This is a genomic window from Pseudomonas sp. Sample_22 (assembly GCF_004307635.1).
Taxonomy (GTDB): Bacteria; Pseudomonadota; Gammaproteobacteria; order Pseudomonadales; family Pseudomonadaceae; genus Aquipseudomonas.
This window is the reverse complement of the sequence record NZ_RCNY01000096.1, coordinates 22,738-47,042: the sequence shown is the minus strand read 5'-3', so window position 1 is coordinate 47,042 and position 24,305 is coordinate 22,738. Positions and strand designations below refer to the sequence as shown.

Below are 24,305 nucleotides of genomic sequence, written 5' to 3'. Positions count from 1 at the left end.
GTACAATCCGGGCCTTGTTGTTTTCATGTTCATAGACAGGATCACTATGCCGGCTTCATTCGTTCACCTACGCCTGCACACTGAATACTCCCTGGTCGACGGTCTGGTGCGGATCAAACCGCTGGTCAAGACCCTGGTCGGCATGAACATGCCCGCCGTTGCGGTCACCGACCAGAACAACATGTGTTCCCTGGTCAAATTCTATAAAAACGCCATGGGTGCCGGGATCAAGCCGATCTGCGGCGCCGACCTGTGGCTGTCGAACAAGGATCCGGACAACGCTCTGAGCCGGATCAGCCTGCTGGTGATGAACGCCGTGGGCTATCGCAACCTGACCGAGTTGATCTCCCGTGGCTTTATCGAGGGACAGCGCAATGGCTCGGTCATTGTCGAGCGCGAGTGGGTAGCCGAGGCCAGCGAAGGCCTGATCATGCTGTCGGCGGCCAAGGAAGGCGAAATCGGCCAGGCCATGCTCAGTGGCAACCCCGACGAAGCTGAAGCCCTGGCGCGGGAGTGGATGGCGGTATTCCCGGATCGCTTCTATCTGGAAATCCAGCGCACCAATCGGCCGAATGACGAAGAGCAACTGCACGGCGCCGTCGCCCTGGCCGAGAAGATCGGTGCGCCACTAGTGGCGACCAACGATGTGCGCTTTATCAAGCAGGAAGACTTCGCTGCCCACGAAACCCGCGTCTGTATCGGTGAGGGCCGCGCCCTGGACGATCCGCGGCGCTCGAAGAACTACAGCGATCAGCAATACCTCAAAAGCGCCGAGGAAATGGCCGAGCTGTTCAGCGACCTTCCCGAAGCGCTGGAAAACACCGTCGAGATCGCCAAGCGCTGCAATATCGAAGTGAAGCTGGGCACGCACTTCCTGCCCAACTTCCCGATCCCCGATGGCATGACCATCGATGAGTATTTTCGCAAGGTGTCCTTCGATGGTCTGGAGGAACGGCTCGCCGTCCTGCTGCCCAAGGACACCACCGAAGACTACGAAGCCAAGCGCCAGGTCTATGTCGATCGGCTGAATTTCGAGCTGGATATCATCATCCAGATGGGGTTCCCCGGTTACTTCCTGATCGTGATGGACTTTATCCAGTGGGCCAAGAACAACGGCGTGCCGGTAGGGCCTGGGCGGGGGTCGGGTGCCGGGTCGCTGGTGGCCTACGTACAGAAGATCACCGACCTCGACCCACTGGAATATGACCTGCTGTTCGAACGTTTCCTTAACCCGGAACGGGTTTCCATGCCCGACTTCGACGTCGACTTCTGCATGGACGGTCGCGACCGGGTGATCGACTACGTGGCCGAGAAGTACGGCCGCAACGCGGTAAGCCAGATCATCACCTTCGGTTCCATGGCGGCAAAAGCTGTGGTCCGCGACGTGGCGCGGGTGCAGGGCAAGTCCTATGGCCTGGCGGATCGTCTGTCGAAGATGATTCCGTTCGAAGTCGGCATGACCCTGGAAAAAGCCTACGAACAGGAAGAAATCCTGCGCGACTTCATCAAGGTCGATGAAGAAGCGGCGGAAATCTGGGAAATGGCGCGCAAGCTCGAAGGCGTTGTGCGTAACGTCGGCAAGCACGCCGGTGGTGTGGTAATCGCGCCGACCAAACTGACCGACTTTTCGCCGATCTATTGCGACGAGGCCGGTGACGGCCTGGTAACCCAGTTCGACAAGGACGACGTGGAAGCCGCCGGCCTGGTGAAGTTCGACTTCCTCGGCCTGCGGACCCTGACGATCATCGACTGGGCGTTGAAAACCATCAACCGCGACCGCGCCAAGGTCAACGAACCGCCGCTGGATATCGCGTTCATCCCGCTGGACGACAAGCCGACCTACACGCTGCTGCAAAAAGCCGAAACCACGGCCGTGTTCCAGCTTGAATCGCGCGGCATGAAAGAGCTGATCAAAAAGCTCAAGCCCGACTGCCTGGAAGACTTGATTGCACTGGTAGCGTTGTTCCGTCCTGGCCCGCTGCAATCGGGCATGGTGGACGACTTCATCAACCGTAAACACGGTCGCGCCGAACTGGCGTACCCGCACTCGGACTACCAGTACGAAGGCCTGAAGCCGGTATTGGCGCCGACTTACGGCATCATCCTGTATCAGGAACAGGTGATGCAGATCGCCCAGGTCATGGCCGGCTACACCCTCGGCGGCGCGGACATGCTGCGTCGAGCCATGGGTAAGAAAAAGCCCGAGGAAATGGCCAAGCAGCGTGGCGGCTTCATTGAAGGTTGTGCGACCAACAACATCGATGCGGACCTCGCCGGTAACATTTTCGACCTGGTAGAAAAATTCGCCGGTTACGGCTTCAACAAATCCCACTCCGCCGCCTACGGCCTGGTGTCGTACCAGACCGCGTGGCTGAAAGCGCATTACCCGGCGCCATTCATGGCCGCGGTACTTTCGGCGGACATGCACAACACCGACAAGGTCGTGACCTTGATCGAAGAAGTGCGCACGATGAAGCTGCGCCTCGATGCGCCGGATGTGAACACCTCGGAGTTCAAGTTCACGGTGAACGACGAAGGCCGGATCATTTACGGTCTCGGCGCGATCAAGGGTGTGGGTGAAGGCCCGGTGGAGGCGATTACCGAAGCGCGTCAGCACGGCCCGTTCAAGGACCTGTTCGACTTCTGCGCCCGGGTTGACCTCAAGCGCATCAACAAGCGTACCCTCGACGGCTTGATTCGCAGCGGTGCGCTGGATCGTCTTGGCCCGTATTTCCATGATGAACAGAAAGCCTATCAGGCCAATATCGACCGCAATCGAGCGGTGCTGTTGACGGCCATGGAAGAAGCGATCAAGGCCGCCGAGCAAACCGCACGCACTCAGGACAGCGGTCACTCCGACCTGTTTGGCGGTCTGTTTGTCGAGGCAGACGCTGACGTCTACGCCAACCATCGCAAGGCCAAAGAGCTGACTCTCAAGGAACGCCTGAAAGGGGAGAAAGACACCCTCGGCCTGTACCTGACCGGCCACCCGATCGACGAATACGAAGGTGAAATCCGCCGTTTCGCCCGCCAGCGCATCATCGATCTGAAGCCGGCGCGCGACACCCAGACCGTCGCCGGGATGATCATCGCCTTGCGGGTGATGAAAAACAAAAAGGGCGACAAGATGGGCTTCATCACCCTCGACGACCGCTCTGGCCGGATTGAAGCCTCGCTGTTTTCCGAGGCGTTCCATGCTGCACAGTCGCTGTTGCAGACCGACGCGATGGTGGTGGTCGAAGGCGAGGTCAGTAACGACGACTTCTCCGGTGGCCTGAAGCTGCGGGTCAAGCGGGTGATGAGCATGGAAGATGCGCGCACCAACCTGGCCGAGAGCCTGCGTTTGAAACTGCACGCCAAGGATCTCAAGGGCGATCAGCTACGCTGGCTGGGTGAGCTGCTCAAACGTCACCGCGGCGCGTGCCCGATCACCATGGACTACACCAGTCCCGATGCGAAGGCCTTGCTGCAGTTCGGCGAAGGCTGGCGAATTGATCCGGCGGATGCGTTGATTCAAGCCCTGCGTGACCAGTTCGGGCGAGACAACGTCTTCCTCCAATACCGTTGACCGGCAGGTAATATCAGAACGCCTGCCCGCAACCTGAATTTTTAATCTCGACCTCAGCGCGCCTCTCCCTTAAGGTAGGGCGCGAATAGACAACCGGCCGGCCCAAGATCACTTGGGACTCGACCCAAGACGGACGCCTATGAACCCGAATTTTCTAGATTTCGAACAGCCGATCGCCGACCTGCAAGCCAAGATCGAAGAGTTGCGCTTGGTCGGTAATGACAATTCGCTGAATATCGGCGATGAGATCTCCCGCCTGCAGGACAAGAGCAAGACGCTGACCGAAGATATCTTTGGCAAGCTGACCAGCTGGCAGATCGCTCGTCTGGCGCGTCACCCGAAACGTCCTTACACCCTGGACTACATCGAACACATCTTCACCGAGTTCGACGAGTTGCACGGTGACCGCCACTTCTCCGACGACGCTGCCATCGTCGGCGGTATCGCTCGTCTGGACGACCAGCCGGTGATGATCATCGGCCACCAGAAAGGCCGTGAAGTGCGCGAGAAGGTTCGCCGCAACTTCGGTATGCCGCGTCCGGAAGGCTACCGCAAGGCTTGCCGCCTGATGGAGATGGCCGAACGCTTCAAGATGCCGATCCTGACCTTCATCGACACCCCGGGTGCCTACCCGGGCATCGACGCGGAAGAGCGCAACCAGAGCGAAGCGATCGCCTGGAACCTGCGCGTCATGGCACGCCTGAAAACCCCGATCATCGCCACTGTAATCGGTGAAGGTGGTTCCGGTGGCGCTCTGGCCATCGGCGTGTGCGATCAACTGAACATGCTGCAGTACTCGACCTACGCAGTGATCTCGCCGGAAGGTTGCGCTTCGATTCTGTGGAAAACCGCCGAGAAAGCGCCGGATGCCGCCGAAGCGATGGGTATCACCGCCGAGCGTCTCAAAGGCCTGGGCATCGTCGACAAGGTGATTGGCGAACCTCTGGGTGGCGCCCACCGTGATCCGGCCGCTGCGGCTGCTTCGATCCGTGCCGAGCTGAGCTCGCAACTGGCAATGCTCAAGAAGCTTGATCACAAGGCGCTGCTCGACCGTCGTTACGAGCGCCTGATGAGCTACGGTCTGTAATCAGATCACGCTGTACCCATGTGGGAGCGAGCCTGCTCGCGATAAGGGTTTAACATTCAACAAATCTGTTGGCTGTTCTACCGCTATCGCGAGCAGGCTCGCTCCCACATTTGATTTGTGCAAAGGGACATATATGGATCGGCCCGGAATTGATTTGCCTTCCAGACTCTTGCTGAATCTGAAGCCCTGGCGCAACGCCTCCGCTTGGCGCATCGCCTTCTCTGGTGGTCTCGACTCCACCGTTTTGTTGCACCTTCTCGTACACCTCGCAAAAACCGAATCCCTGCCGGCGCTAAGCGCCATTCATGTTCATCACGGCCTTCAAGCTGTGGCTGATGCGTGGCCGGAGCATTGTCGGTCGGTTTGTGATGCCTTGGGTGTGCCACTACACGTCGTGCACGTACAGGTGCAACCCGGCGCCAGCCTGGAGCGTGCGGCCCGGGAGGCGCGCTATGCCGCCTTCAACCAGATCACTCAAGCCAATGAAATACTGCTGACCGCGCAACACCGCGATGATCAGGCGGAAACCCTGTTGTTCCGGTTGTTGCGTGGGGCAGGGGTGAGAGGATTGTCGGGAATGCCGCGCCAGCGTGTATTGGGGAAAGGCCATCTACTGCGGCCATTGCTCGATGTCACGAGGGCCGAGCTGGAAGCCTATGCCAGCGAAAACCATTTGAGCTGGATCGAGGATCCTTCCAATCAGGATCGGCAGTACTCGCGCAACTACCTGCGCCATCAGGTGTTCCCGGTGCTATCGGAGCGCTGGCCGCAAGCGATGGCGACCATGGCCCGCAGCGCCGGGCATCTGAGTGAGGCGCAGGGGTTACTCGATGATCTTGCGCAAATCGACTTGAGCCAGGCGAGTACGCCAAGTGATTTCGATTGGCTGGGCTTGCCGTCCCTGGAGCTGGCAGCGCTGGAAAAACTATCTGCTGCCCGGCAACGCAACGCGCTCAGTCACTGGCTGGAACCGCGAACAAGGCTGCCCGACAGTGACCATTGGTCGGGTTGGGACAATTTGCGTGATGCAGCGCACGATGCCCGACCGATCTGGCGCCTGGCGGATGGCGAATTGCATCGGGCGGGTGGGCGCTTGTGGTGGTTGTCGGGCATCTGGTTGAGGCCGGTGCCCGATGCCGGAAACTGGCCTGACCCCGCGCTGCCGTTGGCATTGCCCGGCAACGGCGTGCTCACGCTGAAGGGGCAATTGCCCGATGGCCCTTTGCAGATCCGCTATCGTGAAGGTGGCGAAATCATGGAATTGCCGCACCGCGGTCATCGCGATCTCAAGCGTTTGTTCAATGAGCGGGGTGTGCCGCAGTTCGTGCGCGGCAGATTGCCGCTGCTGTTCAAGGGCACGCAATTGCTGGCGGTGGCGAACCTTCAGGGCCTGGAAGGTGGCAAGGCAGGAGAATGGAAATTGCATTGGCAGCCGCCGATCGAAGATCAAGGTTTGAGCTGAAAGGGGCTTTCCGGTAGACTACGCTCCCTTCTTGATACAACTTCTGTGGATTCGCCTGAATTGCAGGAGTTGCCGATTACCAAGCAGTCTTTGCTGGGCGATTCCAAAAAATGTGTAGCGAGCAACGTACCGGTGTTTCATCTTCCGGTCTGTCCCAACGCGGCGGTTTTTTTGAAAGGTGCACTGTGATTAATGCAGGTGATCGGGGGCTTCGGCCTTCCTTCGCTTTCCCCGGCGGCTCGGACCGCTTTAACGCAGACTTCTAGGGTTTTTCATGACGCGCTACATATTCGTCACGGGCGGTGTTGTTTCTTCATTGGGGAAAGGCATTGCATCGGCATCATTGGCGGCCATCCTGGAGGCGCGGGGACTTAAGGTCACCATGCTGAAGCTGGACCCGTACATCAACGTCGACCCGGGCACCATGAGCCCGTTCCAGCACGGTGAAGTGTTCGTCACCCACGACGGCGCCGAGACCGACCTGGACCTGGGCCACTACGAGCGGTTCATCCGCACGACCATGACCCAGAACAACAACTTCACCACTGGCCGTGTCTACGAGCATGTGCTGCGCAAAGAGCGCCGTGGTGACTACCTGGGTGCAACCATCCAGGTGATTCCGCACATCACCGACGAAATCAAGCGCCGCATCATCAAGGGTGCAGGCGATGCCGACGTGGCAATGGTCGAGATCGGTGGCACCGTGGGTGACATCGAATCCCAACCGTTCCTCGAAGCCATCCGCCAGTTGCGTTTCGAAGTCGGCGCCAAGCGCGCGATGCTGATGCACCTGACACTGGTGCCGTACATCGCCACTGCCGGCGAAACCAAGACCAAGCCAACCCAGCACTCGGTCAAGGAACTGCGCTCCATCGGCCTGCAGCCTGACGTGCTGGTCTGCCGCTCCGATCACCCGATCGATGTCTCTTCCCGTCGCAAGATCGCGCAATTCACCAACGTTGAAGAACGTGCGGTGATCGCGCTGGAAGACGCCGACACCATCTACAAGATCCCGGGCATCCTGCACTCCCAGGGCCTGGACGATTTCGTCGTCGAGCGTTTCGGTCTGCAATGCGGCGGTGCCGATCTGTCCGAGTGGGAAGCCGTGGTCGACGCCAAGCTCAACCCTGAGCACGAAGTCACCATCGCCATGGTCGGCAAGTACATGGAGCTGCTCGATGCCTACAAGTCGCTGATCGAAGCGATGAGTCACGCCGGTATCAGCAACCGTACCAAGGTCAACCTGCGCTACATCGATTCCGAAGACATCGAAAACCAGGGCACCGCGCTGCTCGAAGGCGTCGACGCCATCCTGGTTCCGGGCGGCTTCGGCCTGCGTGGCGTGGAAGGCAAGATCACTGCCGTTCAATACGCTCGTGAAAACAAGGTTCCGTACCTGGGCATCTGCCTGGGCATGCAAGTGGCGGTGATCGAGTTCGCTCGTAACGTCATGGGCTGGAAAGACGCCAACTCCACCGAGTTCGATCGTGCAAGCGGTCACCCGGTCGTGGGTCTGATCACCGAGTGGGAAGACGCCACTGGCGCCGTCGAAACCCGTACCGAAGCTTCCGACCTGGGCGGCACCATGCGCCTCGGCGCGCAGGATTGCCTGCTGGAGCCGGGTTCGCTGGTTCACGGTTGCTACGGCAAGGACGTGATCGTCGAACGTCATCGTCATCGCTATGAAGTGAACAACAACCTGCTGCCGCAAATCATCGAAGCCGGCCTGAAAATCTCCGGTCGTTCCGGTGATGGCGCGCTGGTTGAAGTGGTTGAAGCACCGGATCATCCATGGTTCGTGGCTTGCCAGTTCCACCCGGAGTTCACCTCGACACCACGCGACGGTCACCCGTTGTTCAGCGGTTTCGTCAAGGCAGCGTTGGCTCAACACCAGAAGAAGGCGTAAACCGATGGCGCAGAAGATCATCCGCGTAGGCGATATCGAGATTGCCAACGACAAGCCAATGGTGCTTTTTGGTGGCATGAACGTGCTGGAAAGCCGCGACATGGCGATGCAGGTCTGTGAAGAGTACGTAAAGGTTACCCAGAAACTGGGTATCCCTTACGTGTTCAAGGCCAGCTTCGACAAGGCCAACCGTTCCTCCGTGACCTCTTACCGTGGCCCCGGCCTGGAAGAGGGCATGCGGATTTTCCAGGACATCAAGCAAGCCTTCGGCGTGCCGATCATCACCGACGTCCACGAGCCTGAGCAGGCCGCGGTCGTCGCTGAAGTCTGCGACATCATCCAGTTGCCGGCCTTCCTGTCGCGCCAGACCGACCTGGTGGTCGCAATGGCCAAAACGGGCGCCGTGATCAATATCAAGAAAGCCCAATTCCTCGCGCCACAGGAAATGAAACATATCCTGAACAAGTGCGTCGAAGCCGGTAACGATCAGTTGATCCTCTGCGAGCGTGGTTCGAGCTTCGGCTACAACAACCTGGTCGTCGACATGCTCGGCTTCGGCATCATGAAGCAGTTCGAGTACCCGGTGTTCTTCGACGTGACCCACGCGCTGCAAATGCCTGGTGGTCGCGCCGACTCCGCCGGCGGCCGTCGTGCCCAGGTCCTCGACCTGGCGAAAGCCGGCATGAGCCAGTCCCTGGCCGGCCTGTTCCTGGAAGCCCACCCGGACCCGGACAACGCCAAATGCGACGGCCCTTGTGCCTTGCGCCTGGACAAACTGGAGCCATTCCTGGCCCAGCTCAAAGCTCTGGACGAACTGGTTAAGAGTTTTCCGACGGTAGAAACCGCGTAATCCTCATTTCTCCGGTAAAGTACCGCACGAATTAACGCTCAGGCCCTCGGGCCTGAGCCTTATCGTCCGCAAGACTGCCCGCTGCACATCGCTTGCCGACGGTAAAAGATTTCCTCTAGCTGCGTCGTTTTCGTCAACTTTGGAGTGTTTACAACAATGGCTAAAATCGTCGACATCAAAGGTCGTGAAGTTCTCGACTCCCGTGGCAATCCCACCGTGGAAGCGGATGTGCTTCTCGATAACGGCATCATCGGCAGCGCTTGCGCGCCGTCCGGTGCTTCCACTGGCTCGCGTGAAGCGCTCGAGCTGCGTGATGGCGACAAGAGCCGTTACCTGGGCAAGGGCGTTCTCAAAGCCGTAGCCAACATCAACGGTCCGATCAAGGACCTGTTGAAAGGCATGGACCCAAGTGACCAGAAAGCCCTCGACCTGGCGATGATCAAGCTCGACGGTACTGAAAACAAGGCCACCCTGGGCGCCAACGCGATCCTCGCCGTTTCCCTGGCTGCGGCCAAGGCGGCAGCACAGGACCAGGACCTGCCGTTGTACGCCCACATCGCCAACCTGAACGGCACCCCGGGTGTCTACTCGATGCCGGTTCCGATGATGAACATCATCAACGGTGGCGAGCACGCCGATAACAACGTCGACATCCAGGAATTCATGGTTCAGCCGGTTGGCGCCAAGTCTTTCTCGGAAGGTCTGCGTATGGGCACCGAGATTTTCCACCACCTCAAAGCCGTACTGAAGGCCCGTGGCCTGAGCACTGCCGTCGGTGACGAAGGTGGTTTTGCACCGAACCTGGCTTCCAACGAAGACGCACTGAAAGTGATCTCCGAAGCTGTGGCCAACGCCGGCTACAAACTCGGCACCGACGTGACCCTGGCCCTGGACTGCGCGGCCAGCGAATTCTACGAAGACGGCAAGTACAACCTGTCCGGCGAAGGCCAGGTGTTCACCGCTGAAGGTTTCGCCGACTACCTCAAAGGCCTGACCGAGCGTTACCCGATCATCTCCATCGAAGATGGCCTGGACGAGTCCGACTGGGCTGGCTGGAAAATCCTCACCGACAAGATCGGCGAGAAGACCCAACTGGTAGGCGACGACCTGTTCGTGACCAATACCAAGATCCTGAAAGAAGGCATCGATAAAAAGATCGCCAACTCGATCCTGATCAAGTTCAACCAGATCGGCACCCTGACTGAAACCCTGGAAGCCATCCAGATGGCCAAGGCCGCCGGTTACACCGCCGTGATCTCGCACCGCTCGGGCGAAACCGAGGATTCGACCATTGCCGACCTGGCCGTGGGCACCTCGGCTGGCCAGATCAAGACCGGTTCCCTGTGCCGCTCCGACCGCGTGTCCAAGTACAACCAACTGCTGCGTATCGAAGAGCAGTTGAACGGCAAAGCCAAGTACAACGGCCGCAGCGAATTCCGCGGCTAAGTCGTACGGGTAAAAAAAGTCAGCGGATTGTGTCGGAAAAATCGCTACGGCGTGGTTTTTGCCACTAATCTGATGCCTTATCAGCACAAGCCTGGGTTTTCCAGGCTTCGTGCTATCAGTAGCTTCATGTTGTGGTGTGGCTGTCTTTTTTCACTGGATACCTGATATTCGATGCGCAGTCCCAATTGGTTGTTCCTCGTCTTGCTCCTGTTGCTGGCTGGCCTGCAGTACCGCCTGTGGGTGGGTAATGGCAGTCTGGCGCAAGTGGCCGAGCTGAAGCAGCAGATCGCGGATCAGCAAGCTGAGAATCAGGTGTTGCTTGAGCGCAATCGGGTGATGGACGCTGAAGTCAGCGAATTGAAAAAAGGCATGGAGACCGTTGAAGAGCGGGCTCGTCACGAGTTGGGCATGGTCAAGGACGGTGAAACCCTTTACCAGTTGGCCCAATGAACCCGACGTTACCGGCCTTCTGGGCCGTGATTCCTGCCGCGGGCATCGGTGCCCGTATGGCCGCGGACCGTCCCAAGCAATACTTGCAACTGGGCGGGCGCACAATTCTCGAACACAGCCTCGGCTGTTTCCTCGATCATCCATGCCTCAAAGGCCTGGTGGTCAGTCTTGCTGTCGATGATCCTTATTGGCCTAACCTGGCTTGTGCTGGCGATGCGCGTATAACGCGGGTCGAGGGCGGCGCCGAGCGTTCCGGTTCGGTACTCAATGCCCTGCTGCATCTGCATGCACAAGGTGCCGATGACGAAGATTGGGTGTTGGTTCACGATGCGGCGCGACCGAATCTCAGCCGTGACGATCTCGACAAATTGCTGGCAGAACTGGCTGACGATCCGGTAGGCGGGTTGCTGGCGGTTCCAGCGCGGGACACGCTCAAACGGGTCGATAAACACGGACGTGTCGTCGAAACCGTGGACCGCAGCGTGATCTGGCAAGCGTACACGCCGCAGATGTTTCGACTTGGTGCGTTGCATCGGGCGTTGGCAGACAGTCTGGTGGCGGATGCTGCGATCACTGATGAAGCGTCGGCTATGGAGTGGGCTGGTTCATCGCCACGCCTTGTCGAAGGGCGTTCCGACAATCTCAAGGTCACACGTCCCGAAGATCTTGAATGGTTGAGACAGCGCTGGGCCAATCGTCACTGATTGACTTGAATTCAGTATTGCCCCAATCGCCGGCAAGCCGGTCTCACTCCTACAAGGTTCATTGGTTTACACAAGATTTGTGTGTCTTCCCCGTCCACTGTAGGAGTGAGCCTGCTCGCGATTGCGGTAGTCCAGGCCCCCGATCTCTTGCTGGCACGCAGTTGAGCGTCTAGCTTCGGTACTCCGGCCTTTCAGCCAACCCTTCCTTCAAATAATCCACCAACTTGCGCACTTTCGGCGACAGATGCCGCTGCTGTGGATAAAGCGCCCACACTGCTGTGTTTGGCGGTTGATGCGCCTCTAGCAGAGAAATCAACGCACCGCTTTTCAGATGCTCCAGCACGTAGTAATCCGGCAACTGACACAACCCGACGCCTTGTAGCGCAGCATCCAATACCGCTTGCCCACTGTTGCAGCGCCAGTTTCCCTGCACCCGTTGCGAATATTCCCGCCCGTTCTGTTCCAGCTGCCACAGGTCAGAGCTGCCGATGAGGCAGTTGTGACGGCTCAGTTCCGACAAGCTGTGTGGGCGGCCGTACCGTTCAAGGTAGGACGGTGCGGCGCAGAGAAACATTCGCCGTGGTGCGAGGCGGGTGGCGACCAGTCTTGAGTCCTGCAAGCGTCCGAGGCGGATCGCCAGGTCGAGGCCTTCATGCACCAAATCGAGTTGGCGATTGCTCAATTCGATGTCAATCCGCAGTTGCGGATAAAGCCCCATGAAACGGGTAACCAGCGGCACGATAAAGCGTTCGCCGTAAGCCACCGCGCAGGTCATGCGCAACATGCCTTTGGGTTCGCTGGTCAGATCGCTGACCGCGCGCAACGCTTCTTCGCGTCCATCCTGCAGGCGTTGGCAATGTTGCAGAAAAGTCTGTCCGGCTTCGGTCAGTGTCACCCGCCGTGTACTGCGGTAAAGCAGTCGGGTTTGCACGCGCTCTTCAAGGCGTACGATCTGTCGACTGATGTGTGAGGAAGAAACGCCCAATCTCTCGGCGGCAGCGGTGAACTGGCTGCATTCAGCGACGGCGACGAATTCGTCGATGCCTTCCCAGCGGTTGTCGGACATCAAAGATTATCCCTGCATGGCAATAATGTTTTGCATTTGTTCTGATTATTCACCGTAAGGCGCTGTATTACACTCCTTGTCTCGTTTTTATTCACTGGAGCATCACCATGATCAAGTCGCGCGCTGCCGTTGCCTTCGAGGCCAAGAAACCTCTGGAGATCGTTGAGGTCGATGTCGCCATGCCCAAAGCCGGTGAAGTCTTGCTGCGCGTGGTGGCCTCGGGTGTCTGCCATACCGACGCCTACACGTTGTCGGGCGCTGATCCGGAAGGCATCTTTCCGTCGATTCTGGGTCACGAAGGCGGGGCGATTGTCGAAGCGATCGGCGAAGGTGTGACTTCCGTGGCGGTCGGCGACCATGTCATTCCGCTGTACACCCCGGAATGCCGCCAGTGCAAATTCTGCCTGTCGGGCAAGACCAACCTGTGTCAGGCGATTCGCGCAACCCAGGGCAAAGGCCTGATGCCTGACGGCACTTCGCGTTTTTCCTACAAGGGCGAAACGATTTTCCACTACATGGGCACCTCGACGTTTTCCGAGTACACCGTGCTGCCGGAAATCTCCGTCGCCAAAATTGCCAAGGAAGCGCCGCTGGAGAAAGTTTGCCTGCTGGGCTGCGGTGTCACCACCGGTATTGGTGCGGTGCTCAACACTGCCAAGGTGAAACCCGGTGATACCGTGGCCATTTTCGGCCTTGGCGGCATCGGTCTTTCTGCCATCATCGGTGCGGTGAAAGCCAAGGCTGGTCGGATCATTGCCATCGACATCAACCCGGCCAAATTCGAGATCGCCAAACAGCTGGGTGCAACCGATTGTGTAAACCCGAAAGACTTCGACCGTCCGATCCAGGAAGTCATCGTCGACATGACCGATGGCGGCGTCGACTTCTCGTTCGAGTGCATCGGCAATGTGCAACTGATGCGTGCTGCGCTTGAATGCTGCCACAAGGGTTGGGGCGAGTCGGTGATCATCGGTGTGGCCGGTGCCGGTCAGGAAATCGCCACCCGTCCGTTCCAATTGGTCACCGGCCGCGTCTGGCGCGGTTCGGCGTTCGGTGGCGTACGTGGCCGTACCGAGTTGCCAAGCTACGTGGAAATGGCTGAGACCGGCGAGATCCCGCTGGATACTTTCATCACCCACACCATGGGCCTGGAAGATATCAACAAGGCTTTCGACCTGATGCATGAAGGAAAAAGCATCCGCTCTGTCATCCATTTCTGAGGTCTGCCATGAGCCTTGAAAATATCTCCTGCCAGAAAAGTTTTGGCGGCTGGCACAAGCGCTATCGCCACCGCTCCGAAGTGCTCGGCTGTGACATGGTGTTTGCCGTGTACCTGCCGCCGCAAGCGGAGCAGGGTGGCAAGCTGCCGGTGCTGTACTGGCTGTCCGGCCTGACCTGCACTGACGAGAACTTCATGCAAAAGGCCGGCGCCCTGCGCATGGCCGCCGAACTGGGGTTGATCATCGTTGCGCCGGACACCAGTCCTCGCGGTCCCGATGTGCCGGGGGATCCTGATGGCGCGTGGGATTTTGGTCTCGGTGCCGGGTTTTATCTGAATGCCACGCAGGAACCGTGGTCGCGGCACTATCGGATGCATGACTATGTTGTGCAGGAATTGCCCGCTTTGGTTGAGGCGCATTTCCCCGCATCCGAAAAGCGCGGCATCAGCGGTCACTCCATGGGCGGTCACGGTGCGCTGGTATGTGCCTTGCGCAATCCGGGGCGATATCTGTCAGTGTCGGCGTTTTCGCCGATCAACAATCCGATGGACTGCCCGTGGGGGCAGAAGGCCTTTTCCCGTTATCTGGGAGAGGACCGTTCGAAATGGCGCGAATGGGATGCCAGTGCCTTGATTGCCGAGGCTGACGAGAAGCTGCCGCTGCTGGTGGACCAAGGTGATCGCGACGATTTCCTCGCCACTCAGCTCAAGCCGCAAGCCTTGCAACAGGCAGCCAAACTCGCCGGTCATCCACTGACATTGCGCCTGCAGCCCGGTTACGACCACAGCTATTTCTTCATCGCCAGCTTTATCGATGATCACTTGCGGCATCACGCGCATGCTCTAGCAGGTCAATAGCAGGTAGAATCACGCCCTGACAAAAATCGGGGCGTTTTTTTATGCGTATTGGCCACGGCTATGATGTGCACCGTTTCGCTGAAGGCGATTTCATTACTCTGGGCGGCGTGCGCATCGCACACAGCTTCGGGCTGCTCGCTCATTCCGACGGTGACGTCCTGCTGCACGCCTTGAGCGATGCCTTGCTCGGCGCTGCTGCGCTGGGTGATATCGGCAAGCATTTCCCGGACACCGACCCGCAATTCAAGGGTGCCGACAGCCGTGCGCTATTGCGTCATGTCGTCGCACTGATCCACGCCAAAGGCTGGAAGGTTGGCAACGTCGATAACACCATCGTCGCCCAGGCGCCGAAAATGGCTCCGCATATCGAATCGATGCGTGCGCTGATTGCCGCGGATCTTCAAGTTGAGTCGGATCAAGTGAACGTAAAAGCTACCACCACCGAAAAGCTCGGCTTTGTCGGTCGCGAAGAAGGCATCGCCGTGCATTCCGTTGCTTTGTTGCTGCGCGCATGAACGAACTGCAATTGCTTGGCCCGCGCGCCTACGGTGAGCCCCTGGGCACCGCGGTACTGAAAGCCATCGCTGAAGATTTCCAGGTCGACGAAGTCCTTGATATTCCCTTGAGTGGCGACGGCGAACACCTGTGGATCTGGGTGGAAAAGCGCGGTCTGAATACTGAAGAGGCGGCACGACGGATTGCCAAGGCAGCAGGTGTACCTTTGCGCACGGTCAGTTATGCCGGGCTCAAGGATCGCCAGGCGCTGACGCGTCAGTGGTTCAGCGTGCAACTGCCGGGCAAGGCCGATCCGGATCTGTCGGCCGCAGAAAACGACACGCTGAAAATTCTCAAGACCAGCCGGCACAAGCGCAAGCTGCAACGCGGTGCGCACTCGGCCAACGGTTTCACGCTGCGGCTTACCCAGTTCGCCGGTGACAAGGCTGCCATCGAACAGCGCCTGCAACTGATCACCCGGCAGGGCATCCCCAATTATTTCGGTGCGCAGCGCTTCGGGCATGACGGCGGTAACGTGGTTGACGCCCGTGCCTGGGCCGCACGCAAGGCCTTGCCGGAACAACGCAACGTGCGTTCGCGTCTGCTGTCCACGGCCCGCAGTTTTCTGTTCAACCAGGTCTTGGCCGCGCGTGTCGCCGACGGCACCTGGCAGCGTGCACAGGTCGGTGACTTGCTGGCGTTCACCGATAGCCGCAGTTTTTTTCCGGCAGGTGTTGCCGAGTGCAGCGACCCGCGCCTGGCGATTCTTGACTTGCATCCGACAGGGCCGCAGTGGGGCGAAGGTGACTCGCCGGCCACGGGCGTTGTCCATGAACTGGAGCAGGCAATCGCTGCGCGCGAGGCAGATCTTCGCGATTGGTTGATTAACGCCGGTATGAGCCACGAACGTCGCATCCTGCGGCTGCCCATTGGTGGGTTGACGTGGCATTATCCCGAGCCTGACATTCTGCAACTGGAATTCGTCCTGCCGGCCGGATGCTTCGCCACTGTATTGGTGCGCGAGCTTGTTGATCTGGTGCCGGTGGGGCAGACGGACAGCCCATGCGTATTCTGATTTCTAACGACGATGGGGTAACCGCACCCGGTCTCGCCGCGCTTTATGCTGCGCTGGCGGATTACACCGAATGCGTGGTTATCGCCCCGGACCAGGACAAAAGCGGCGCCAGCAGTTCGCTGACGCTCGACCGGCCTTTGCACCCGCAGACGCTGGCCAACGGTTTTATCAGCATCAACGGCACTCCGACCGATTGCGTGCACCTGGGCCTCAACGGCTTGCTGGACCGTGAAGCGGATATGGTGGTTTCCGGAATCAACCTGGGCGCCAACCTGGGTGACGATGTGTTGTATTCCGGCACGGTGGCGGCAGCGTTGGAAGGGCGTTTCCTGGAGCGTCCTGCGTTTGCCTTTTCGTTGGTCTCTCGACAGGTCGATAACCTTCCCACGGCGGCGTATTTTGCGCGCAAGCTGGTCGAGGCCCACGTCGATCTCGACCTTCCACCGCGCACGGTACTGAATGTGAACATTCCCAACTTGCCACTGGAGCACATCCGCGGCATCCAGCTGACCCGCCTCGGGCATCGCGCCCGCGCCGCTGCGCCGATGAAAGTCGTCGACCCGCGCGGCAAGTCCGGTTACTGGATCGCCGCTGCCGGAGATGCCGAAGACGGCGGTCCGGGCACCGATTTCCACGCGGTAATGCAAGGCTACGTGTCCATCACGCCACTGCAACTGGATCGCACCTTCAATGATGCCTTCAGAAGTCTCGATGGCTGGCTGGAGGGGCTGCGCTGATGACTCGCGGACAAGACGATATGCTGCATCGCGGCATAGGCATGACCTCGCAACGGACCCGCGAGCGGCTTATCCAGCGACTTTATGAAGAAGGTGTTTCCAACGCCAAGGTGCTGGAAGTCATCCGTCGTACGCCACGTCACCTGTTCGTCGACGAGGCACTGGCGCACCGGGCCTATGAGGACACGGCGCTGCCGATTGGCCATAACCAGACCATCTCCCAGCCTTACATGGTGGCTCGCATGAGCGAGTTGCTGCTCGAAGCCGGACCTTTGGACAAGGTCATGGAAATCGGCACCGGTTCCGGCTACCAGACAGCGGTACTGTCGCAACTGGTGGAGCGGGTGTTTTCCGTCGAGCGCATCAAGGTGCTGCAGGACCGGGCCAAGGAACGCCTGGTCGAGTTGAACCTGCGCAACGTGGTGTTTCGCTGGGGCGATGGCTGGGAGGGCTGGCCAGCGTTGGCGCCATACAACGGCATCATCGTGACGGCGGTGGCCACCGATGTCCCTCAGGCCTTGCTCGACCAACTGGCACCCGGGGGGCGTCTGGTGATTCCGGTCGGCTCTGGAGAGGTTCAACAATTACTGCTGATCATCAGGGAAGAACAGGGCTTTTCCAGGCGCGTTCTGGGGAATGTACGCTTCGTTCCCTTGCTCAATGGGCCACTGGCCTGAGCATTTGTTTCGATGCGCTGAATTCTCTTCGATTGCCTCTGTCTTACAGCGGCGTCGAATGGTTAAACGGGTTGTTTTGTCGAGCAGCAAACGTGTGCGCAAGCCCAAATCGCTTCAATAAGGGTAAAGCCTGCACGGCCCGTTATACTGGCGACACAGCATGCCGGATCACGGCAAATCACATTTTCAGCCACCACAAAGGGAGCGGCGGGTGAGTCTCACAGTCATTGCGCAGCGTATGGGTACAACGAGCTTTCAGCGCCTGGTGACTGGCCTTGTTTTGAGCACCTTGCTGGCGGGGTGTTCCAGCACCAAATCCAGTGATGTCCGCGTTGTCGATCGCAACAATGCCGCGCCCCAGCGCCCGGCTGTGACAACCGGTCAGTACGTGGTTCGACCAAAAGACACCCTGTTCTCGATCGCCTTCCGCTACGGGTGGGACTACAAGGCTCTGGCGGCACGCAACAACATTCCTGCGCCTTACACCATTCGCCCGGGTCAGACGATTCGCTTTGACGGTCGTACCGGTTCAACGCCGACGGCGGTAGTGAGTTCGACCAGTTCATCGCCGTCGTCCTCGAGTAAAACCACGGTCATTCGGCGTCCGGTTGACGGTTCCACCCCGACCACGACCACGGTTGTACCGTCCGTCGCCAACAAGCCGACACCTGCTCCATTGCCTCCAGCCGGGCCAGCCCCGACCGGCTGGGGATGGCCATCCAATGGCATTTTGATTGGAAAATTCTCTTCAAACGGTAGTTTGAATAAAGGAATTGATATCGCCGGGGATTTGGGACAGCCTGTTTTAGCTGCGTCTGATGGGACGGTGGTATACGCCGGGAGTGGCTTAAGGGGCTACGGCGAATTAGTCATCATCAAACACAGTGAAACCTACGTCAGTGCCTACGGACATAACCGCAGGCTGTTGGTTCGGGAGGGGCAGCAGGTCAAGGTCGGACAGACAATTGCCGAAATGGGGTCCACGGGTACAGACCGGGTGAAACTGCATTTTGAGATTCGCCGCCAGGGTAAACCTGTAGATCCGCTGCAATTCCTGCCACGCCGTTGATCGCTACCAGCCTGTTCCGTCGCGTAGAGGGGACAGGCTCCAGCGTTGCCAAGGATAAAGGCGCCGCTTGAGCTTGAGGTCGAACTCACCAAAGGACTATAACAATGGCTCTCAGTAAAGAAGTGCCGGAGTTTGACATCGACGATGAGGTTCTCCTGATGGAGACCGGCATCGGGACGGATTCGATGTCGAATGATGAAGGGGCGGCTCCACCTTCCGTTCGTGCCAAATCCAAACACTCCGCATCGTTGAAACAACACAAGTACATTGACTACACGCGTGCACTTGATGCCACGCAGCTGTACCTCAATGAAATCGGTTTTTCCCCCCTGTTGTCCCCCGAAGAGGAAGTTCATTTTGCGCGCTTGTCGCAAAGTGGCGATCCGGCCGGGCGCAAACGCATGATTGAAAGTAACTTGCGGCTGGTGGTGAAAATCGCCCGGCGTTATGTCAATCGTGGGTTGTCGCTGCTGGACCTGATCGAAGAGGGCAACCTCGGCCTGATCCGGGCGGTGGAGAAGTTCGACCCTGAACGCGGCTTCCGCTTTTCGACCTATGCGACCTGGTGGATTCGTCAAACCATCGAACGCGCGATCATGAATCAGACCCGGACCATCCGGTTGCCGATCCATGTGGTCAAAGAGCTCAATGTGTACCTGCGGGCTGCACGGGAACTGACGCAAAAACTTGACCATGAACCCTCACCCGAAGAAATCGCCAACCTGCTGGAAAAACCGGTAGCGGAGGTCAAGCGCATGCTGGGTCTCAACGAGCGGGTTTCTTCGGTCGACGTCTCGCTGGGGCCGGATTCGGATAAAACCCTGCTGGACACTCTCACCGATGATCGTCCAACCGATCCATGTGAACTGTTGCAGGATGACGACCTGTCCCAGAGCATCGATCAATGGCTCTCCGAGCTCACCGACAAGCAGCGTGAAGTGGTGGTACGCCGCTTCGGTCTGCGTGGCCACGAGAGCAGCACCCTTGAAGACGTAGGCCTTGAAATCGGCCTGACCCGGGAACGGGTCAGACAGATTCAGGTTGAAGGCCTGAAGCGTCTGCGGGAAATCCTGGAGAAAAACGGCCTTTCCAGTGAGTCGCTGTTCCAATAAGCGCTTCCCGTGCAGATAACCAAAAGCCCCGAATGTTCGGGGCTTTTTGTTATCTGGATATTCGAATTTCAGTGAGAAGAGTAATACCGCAGGTTTGTCGTCTGGTGATGTAAGTCTTTGCTTACTCTTGCGTAAGTGTTCAGTTTTTTTACACCGCGCCAGACAGCCATGATTGTCCTCATGCCTGGTTATCGTGTTGATAATAAATGGATTATTTTTAAGTTGACGGAATATGACAGGGAATTTCAGCGCAGAAGGGCCATTGCTCTTGGCGAGGAACGCTCTAGTATCGGGGTTGTGTCGACGGACAGACACGCCCTTCAAGGACGAGGGGAATGGACATCGCAGGACGCGATTCATCAGGACGATGAAAGGGAACACAGGGAATAAGGAAAAAAATGGGCGGGTCAAACCGCCCCTTTTTTTGCCTGCAGAAAAGCAAAAAGGCCCTTGTGGGGCCTTTTTTGGGAACGCGGGGGTAATCAGCGTTCTAGGTGTTCGAGCTTGCCCGGCTTGCCATCCCAGTCAGCCGAATCCGGCAGCGGATCTTTGCGTTCGGTGATATTTGGCCAGACTTCGGCCAATTCCATGTTCAGCGCAATGAAGTTTTCCATACCGGCAGGCACTTCATCTTCGGAGAAGATGGCCACGGCAGGGCATTCAGGTTCGCACAGTGCGCAGTCGATGCACTCATCCGGGTGAATCACCAGGAAATTCGGGCCTTCGTAAAAGCAGTCCACCGGACAGACTTCTACGCAGTCGGTGTACTTGCACTTGATGCAGTTGTCGGTGACGACGAAGGTCATTTCTAATTTTCTCCTCAGGCGCGGCTTGCTGCGCCCCTTCACGTGGGGGTCGCAAGGTTTGGGAGCGATAGTCTGCAGGCCAGGCTATAGCGTGCAGCATCCCAAACCGCGCGAGATTCTAACAGCTTGCAAGGCTATGCGTTAGATCCGTGTCTTTAGTGTATAGAGCATTTCGAGTGCACGACGTGGCGTCATGTCGTCCAGATCGAGTTTGGCCAGCTCATCCAGCACCGGGTGCGGCAGGCTGGCGAACATGTCGCTCTGCTGCGGCGCGGCCGGTTTGCCTTTGACAGGTTTCGGCGCTTCATGGGGCAGGGCGGTGTCTTCCAGTCGGCTCAGATGCTCGCGGGCGCGGACGATCACTTCGCTGGGCACACCAGCCAACTGTGCCACGGCCAGACCGTAGCTCTGGCTCGCAGGCCCCGGCAGCACGTGGTGCAGGAAGACGATGCGTTCGTTGTGCTCGGTGGCATTGAGGTGCACGTTGGCCACCAGCGGTTGCGCTTCCGGCAGGACGGTCAGCTCGAAGTAGTGGGTGGCGAACAACGTATAGGCACGCAAATGCGCGAGACGCTCGGCGGCGGCCCAGGCCAGGGACAAACCGTCGAAAGTACTGGTGCCGCGTCCGACTTCGTCCATCAGCACCAGGCTGCGCTCGGTGGCGTTATGCAGGATGTTGGCGGTCTCGCTCATTTCGACCATGAAGGTCGAGCGGCCACCGGCCAGGTCATCGCTGGAACCGATCCGGGTGAAGATGCGGTCGACCAGCGACAGTTCGCAACTGGCCGCCGGCACGAAGCTGCCGATATGCGCCAGCAGTACGATCAACGCCGTCTGGCGCATGTAAGTGGATTTACCGCCCATGTTCGGACCGGTGATCACCAGCATGCGCGTGTTGTCGTCGAGGCTCAGATCGTTGGCCACGAACGGTGTGGTCAGAACCTGCTCGACCACCGGATGACGACCCTGGGTGATGCGCATGCACGGCTCGCTGACGAACCGCGGGCAGTTCAGGTCGAGGTTCAAGGCACGCTCGGCCAGGTTGCTCAAAACGTCCAGCTCGGCCAGGGCGCCGGCGGTGTCTTGCAAGGGTGGCAATTGCGAGATCAGGTCTTCAAGCAAGGCTTCGTAGAGCATTTTTTCACGAGCCAGGGCACGGCTCTTGGCCGACAGTGCCTTGTCTTCGAAAGCCTTGAGTTCCGGCGTGATAAAGCGCTCGGCACCCTTGAGGGTCTGACGACGGATGTAATCGGCCGGTGCCGATTCAGCCTGCTTGCTCGGCAACTCGATGAAGTAACCGTGAATGCGGTTGTAGCCGACCTTGAGGTGCGACAGGCCGGTGCGGGCCTTTTCGCGTGCTTCGAGGTCGATCAGGAATTGTCCGGCGTTTTCACTGAGCGATTGCAGCTCGTCGAGTTCACTGTCGTAACCGGTCTTCAGCACGCCGCCATCTCGGATCACCGCAGGCGGGTTATCGATAATGGCTTTGTCCAGCAGCGCGGCCAGTTCCGGGTAGGTGCTGGTGATCGTCGCCAGTTGCTGCAGGTGCGGGGCTTCAAGTTCGGTCATTGCCACTTGCAGCGCCGGCAGTGCACCGAGGGCATCGCGCAGGCGCGCAAGGTCTCGCGGGCGCGCGTTGCGCAAGCCGATTCGCGCGAGAATCCGCTCGATGTCGCCGATTTCCTTGAGCTGCGGTTGCAGCTTTTCGAATCGGTAACCGTCGAGCAGGCAGGTGATCGAGGTCTGGCGTGCCAGCAAAACCGTCAAGTCCCGTAGCGGGCGGTTCAGCCAGCGAGTCAGCAGGCGGCTGCCCATGGCGGTCTGGCAACGATCGACCACCGATTGCAGCGTATTGTCGCGACCGCCCGCCAGGTTGGTGTCCAACTCCAGGTTGCGCCGACTTGCACCGTCCAGCACCACGGTATCGTCCAGACGCTCGTGGCGCAGGCTGCGCAAGTGGGGCAGGGCGGTGCGCTGGGTTTCTTTGGCATAGGCCAACAGACAACCGGCGGCACCAATGGCCAGGGTCAGGTTTTCGCAGCCGAAACCTTTGAGGTCCTGGGTGGAAAACTGCTGGCAAAGACTTTTCAGCGCCGAGTCGCGTTCGAAATCCCACGGCGCACGACGACGAACCCCACGGCGTTTTTCCGCCGGCAGGTCTTTTGGCCAGTCGTCCGGAATCAACAGCTCCACCGGATTGACCCGCTCCAGTTCCGCCAACAGATTTTCCCAGCCCTTGATTTCCAGCACGCTGAAATTGCCGCTGGTGATATCCAGCACCGCCAGGCCGAACAGGCGCTCATCGCCCAGCACGGCTGCGATCAGGTTGTCACGACGCTCGTCCAGCAGCGCTTCATCGCTCACCGTCCCCGGCGTAATGATCCGCACCACCTGACGCTCTACCGGTCCCTTGCTGGTGGCCGGGTCTCCGACCTGCTCGCAGATCACCACCGACTCGCCAAGCTTCACCAGTTTCGCCAGATAACCTTCGGCGGCATGGTAAGGAATCCCGCACATCGGAATCGCCTGCCCGGCCGACTGGCCGCGAGCGGTCAGGGTGATGTCCAGCAACTTGGCGGCCTTCTTCGCGTCTTCATAGAAGATCTCGTAGAAGTCACCCATGCGGTAGAACATCAACTGGTCCGGGTGCTGGTTTTTCAGGCGCCAGTACTGCTGCATCATCGGCGTGTGGGAGGACAGGTCGGAGAGTGCTTTATTCATTGGGGATCGGAAAACTCGTCGAAAGGTGTGGGGCAAAAGTGGGGCATTGGCCCGGCTTTTCCGCAATGGGCGCAAGATTAACATGGGCGGTCTGCCGGACGCAGGCACGAACGCCACGTGGTCTGTTTCTGTTGGTTTACGCGCTATTTATGCGTCTTCAATGCAATTCTGCATTTGCCTCTCGCGAAAAGAACAAGCACTATGCGCGTTATGCAAAAACGCAATGTTTCTACCGTATTAAGAGCGCTGCTCGATCAGCACGGGATCTCCCCCACGGAGCTTCACCGGCGTACCGGCGTGCCTCAATCCACACTTTCGCGGATTCTCAGCGGCAAGATCGTTGACCCGTCGGATAAACACATTTCGAAGATCGCCGAGTACTTCGCCGTCAGTACTGACCAATTGCGTGGCCGCGTCGAAGTCGCGCCGCTTGCCGCTGGTGGACGCGATGTACTGCATTCGGAACTCAAGGATATAAGCCTGTGGGACGACGATACCCCCGTCGATGATGACGAGGTGTCGGTGCCGTTTCTTCGCGAGGTTGAATTGGCTGCGGGATCAGGAAGATTCGTCATCGAAGAAAGCGAGCGCTCCAGCCTGCGCTTTGGCAAACGCAGCTTGCGCCATAACGGTGTGCAGTTCGACCAGGCCAAATGCGTGACCGTGCGTGGCAACAGCATGCTGCCAGTGCTGCGTGACGGTGCCACGGTCGGGGTCAATGCCGGCAAATGCGGAATTGGCGACATCATCGATGGCGACCTTTATGCAATCAACCATAACGGCCAGCTACGGGTAAAACAGCTTTATCGCCTGCCCACCGGGATTCGCCTGCGTAGCTTCAATCGCGATGAACACCCGGACGAGGACTACACCTTCCAGGAAATGCAGGAAGAGCAGATTGTCATTCTGGGTCATGTTTTCTGGTGGGGTATGTACGCCCGTTAGTCCGTTTGACAGTCCGATAAAACCGCTCATTTGAGCGGTTTTTTTGTCTGTC

The 24,305-nt window shown here is 58.8% G+C and carries 20 protein-coding genes; 17 read left to right on the top strand and 3 right to left on the bottom strand.

What is annotated here, in order from left to right; all coding sequences use genetic code 11:
• Positions 1-46: 46 nt before the first annotated feature.
• The 8 genes from dnaE (at position 47) to ispD (ending at position 11,473) form a co-directional block, all read left to right on the top strand.
• A complete protein-coding gene (gene dnaE, locus D8U73_RS28690) occupies positions 47-3,568 on the top strand; it encodes a DNA polymerase III subunit alpha (RefSeq protein WP_056856238.1) in 3,522 nt (1,173 codons plus the stop codon).
• A 139-nt stretch (positions 3,569-3,707) separates the two neighbouring features.
• Positions 3,708-4,655, top strand: a complete 948-nt coding sequence (locus D8U73_RS28685; RefSeq protein WP_056856237.1) for an acetyl-CoA carboxylase carboxyltransferase subunit alpha — start codon at positions 3,708-3,710, stop codon at positions 4,653-4,655.
• Positions 4,656-4,788: 133 nt separating this feature from the next.
• Positions 4,789-6,117, top strand: coding sequence for a tRNA lysidine(34) synthetase TilS (gene tilS / locus D8U73_RS28680; protein ID WP_130906371.1), 1,329 nt, complete (start codon positions 4,789-4,791; stop codon positions 6,115-6,117).
• A 274-nt stretch (positions 6,118-6,391) separates the two neighbouring features.
• Positions 6,392-8,023, top strand: a complete 1,632-nt coding sequence (locus D8U73_RS28675) for a CTP synthase (protein ID WP_056856235.1) — start codon at positions 6,392-6,394, stop codon at positions 8,021-8,023.
• 4 nt (positions 8,024-8,027) lie between these two features.
• Positions 8,028-8,873 (top strand): 3-deoxy-8-phosphooctulonate synthase, encoded by an 846-nt coding sequence (kdsA, locus tag D8U73_RS28670; protein ID WP_008057333.1) that lies wholly within the window; start codon positions 8,028-8,030, stop codon positions 8,871-8,873.
• 156 nt (positions 8,874-9,029) lie between these two features.
• Positions 9,030-10,319: a phosphopyruvate hydratase gene (gene eno, locus D8U73_RS28665; RefSeq protein WP_056856234.1), complete on the top strand. Its 1,290-nt coding sequence runs from the start codon at positions 9,030-9,032 to the stop codon at positions 10,317-10,319.
• 171 nt (positions 10,320-10,490) lie between these two features.
• Positions 10,491-10,769 carry a cell division protein FtsB gene (gene ftsB / locus D8U73_RS28660; protein WP_056856233.1) on the top strand — a complete coding sequence of 93 codons (279 nt, stop codon included), beginning with the start codon at positions 10,491-10,493 and terminating at the stop codon, positions 10,767-10,769.
• Positions 10,766-11,473, top strand: coding sequence for a 2-C-methyl-D-erythritol 4-phosphate cytidylyltransferase (ispD, locus tag D8U73_RS28655; RefSeq protein ID WP_130906370.1), 708 nt, complete (start codon positions 10,766-10,768; stop codon positions 11,471-11,473). The genes ftsB and ispD overlap by 4 nt, the downstream gene beginning before the upstream one ends.
• A 169-nt stretch (positions 11,474-11,642) precedes the next feature.
• On the opposite strand, the gene D8U73_RS28650 is transcribed toward ispD, so the two are convergent.
• Positions 11,643-12,539 carry a LysR substrate-binding domain-containing protein gene (locus tag D8U73_RS28650; protein WP_130906369.1) on the bottom strand — a complete coding sequence of 299 codons (897 nt, stop codon included), beginning with the start codon at positions 12,537-12,539 and terminating at the stop codon, positions 11,643-11,645.
• Between the two features lie 107 nt (positions 12,540-12,646).
• Between D8U73_RS28650 and D8U73_RS28645 the strand changes: the two genes are divergently transcribed.
• The 8 genes from D8U73_RS28645 to rpoS all read left to right on the top strand — a co-directional run bounded on the left by D8U73_RS28645 (position 12,647) and on the right by rpoS (position 19,781).
• Positions 12,647-13,759 carry an S-(hydroxymethyl)glutathione dehydrogenase/class III alcohol dehydrogenase gene (locus D8U73_RS28645; protein WP_056856230.1) on the top strand — a complete coding sequence of 371 codons (1,113 nt, stop codon included), beginning with the start codon at positions 12,647-12,649 and terminating at the stop codon, positions 13,757-13,759.
• A gap of 8 nt (positions 13,760-13,767) precedes the next feature.
• Entirely contained in the window at positions 13,768-14,616 is an 849-nt protein-coding gene (fghA, locus tag D8U73_RS28640; RefSeq protein ID WP_130906368.1) for an S-formylglutathione hydrolase, read from the top strand.
• Between the two features lie 41 nt (positions 14,617-14,657).
• The gene (gene ispF / locus D8U73_RS28635) at positions 14,658-15,131 is read left to right on the top strand and encodes a 2-C-methyl-D-erythritol 2,4-cyclodiphosphate synthase (protein WP_130906367.1); all 474 of its coding nucleotides are present in this window, start codon (positions 14,658-14,660) and stop codon (positions 15,129-15,131) included.
• Complete coding sequence (gene truD / locus D8U73_RS28630; protein ID WP_056856228.1) at positions 15,128-16,186, top strand: tRNA pseudouridine(13) synthase TruD; 1,059 nt, start codon at positions 15,128-15,130, stop codon at positions 16,184-16,186. The genes ispF and truD overlap by 4 nt, the downstream gene beginning before the upstream one ends.
• Positions 16,174-16,923 (top strand): 5'/3'-nucleotidase SurE, encoded by a 750-nt coding sequence (surE, locus tag D8U73_RS28625; protein ID WP_056856227.1) that lies wholly within the window; start codon positions 16,174-16,176, stop codon positions 16,921-16,923. The genes truD and surE overlap by 13 nt, the downstream gene beginning before the upstream one ends.
• 41 nt (positions 16,924-16,964) lie before the next feature.
• On the top strand, positions 16,965-17,600 hold the full coding sequence (locus D8U73_RS28620; RefSeq protein ID WP_177336601.1) for a protein-L-isoaspartate(D-aspartate) O-methyltransferase: 636 nt from the start codon (positions 16,965-16,967) through the stop codon (positions 17,598-17,600).
• Between the two features lie 211 nt (positions 17,601-17,811).
• Positions 17,812-18,669, top strand: a complete 858-nt coding sequence (locus D8U73_RS28615; RefSeq protein WP_056856225.1) for a peptidoglycan DD-metalloendopeptidase family protein — start codon at positions 17,812-17,814, stop codon at positions 18,667-18,669.
• Between the two features lie 104 nt (positions 18,670-18,773).
• Complete coding sequence (gene rpoS / locus D8U73_RS28610) at positions 18,774-19,781, top strand: RNA polymerase sigma factor RpoS (protein WP_056856224.1); 1,008 nt, start codon at positions 18,774-18,776, stop codon at positions 19,779-19,781.
• 482 nt (positions 19,782-20,263) lie between these two features.
• Here rpoS and fdxA read toward each other — a convergent pair whose 3' ends face one another.
• Both fdxA and mutS read right to left on the bottom strand, forming a co-directional pair.
• Positions 20,264-20,587: a ferredoxin FdxA gene (gene fdxA, locus D8U73_RS28605; RefSeq protein WP_056856222.1), complete on the bottom strand. Its 324-nt coding sequence runs from the start codon at positions 20,585-20,587 to the stop codon at positions 20,264-20,266.
• A 141-nt stretch (positions 20,588-20,728) separates the two neighbouring features.
• Positions 20,729-23,308, bottom strand: coding sequence for a DNA mismatch repair protein MutS (mutS, locus tag D8U73_RS28600; protein ID WP_130906366.1), 2,580 nt, complete (start codon positions 23,306-23,308; stop codon positions 20,729-20,731).
• A 210-nt stretch (positions 23,309-23,518) separates the two neighbouring features.
• On the opposite strand from mutS, the gene D8U73_RS28595 reads away from it, so the two are divergent.
• Entirely contained in the window at positions 23,519-24,253 is a 735-nt protein-coding gene (locus tag D8U73_RS28595) for an XRE family transcriptional regulator (RefSeq protein ID WP_056856311.1), read from the top strand.
• The last annotated feature ends 52 nt before the right edge of the window (positions 24,254-24,305 follow it).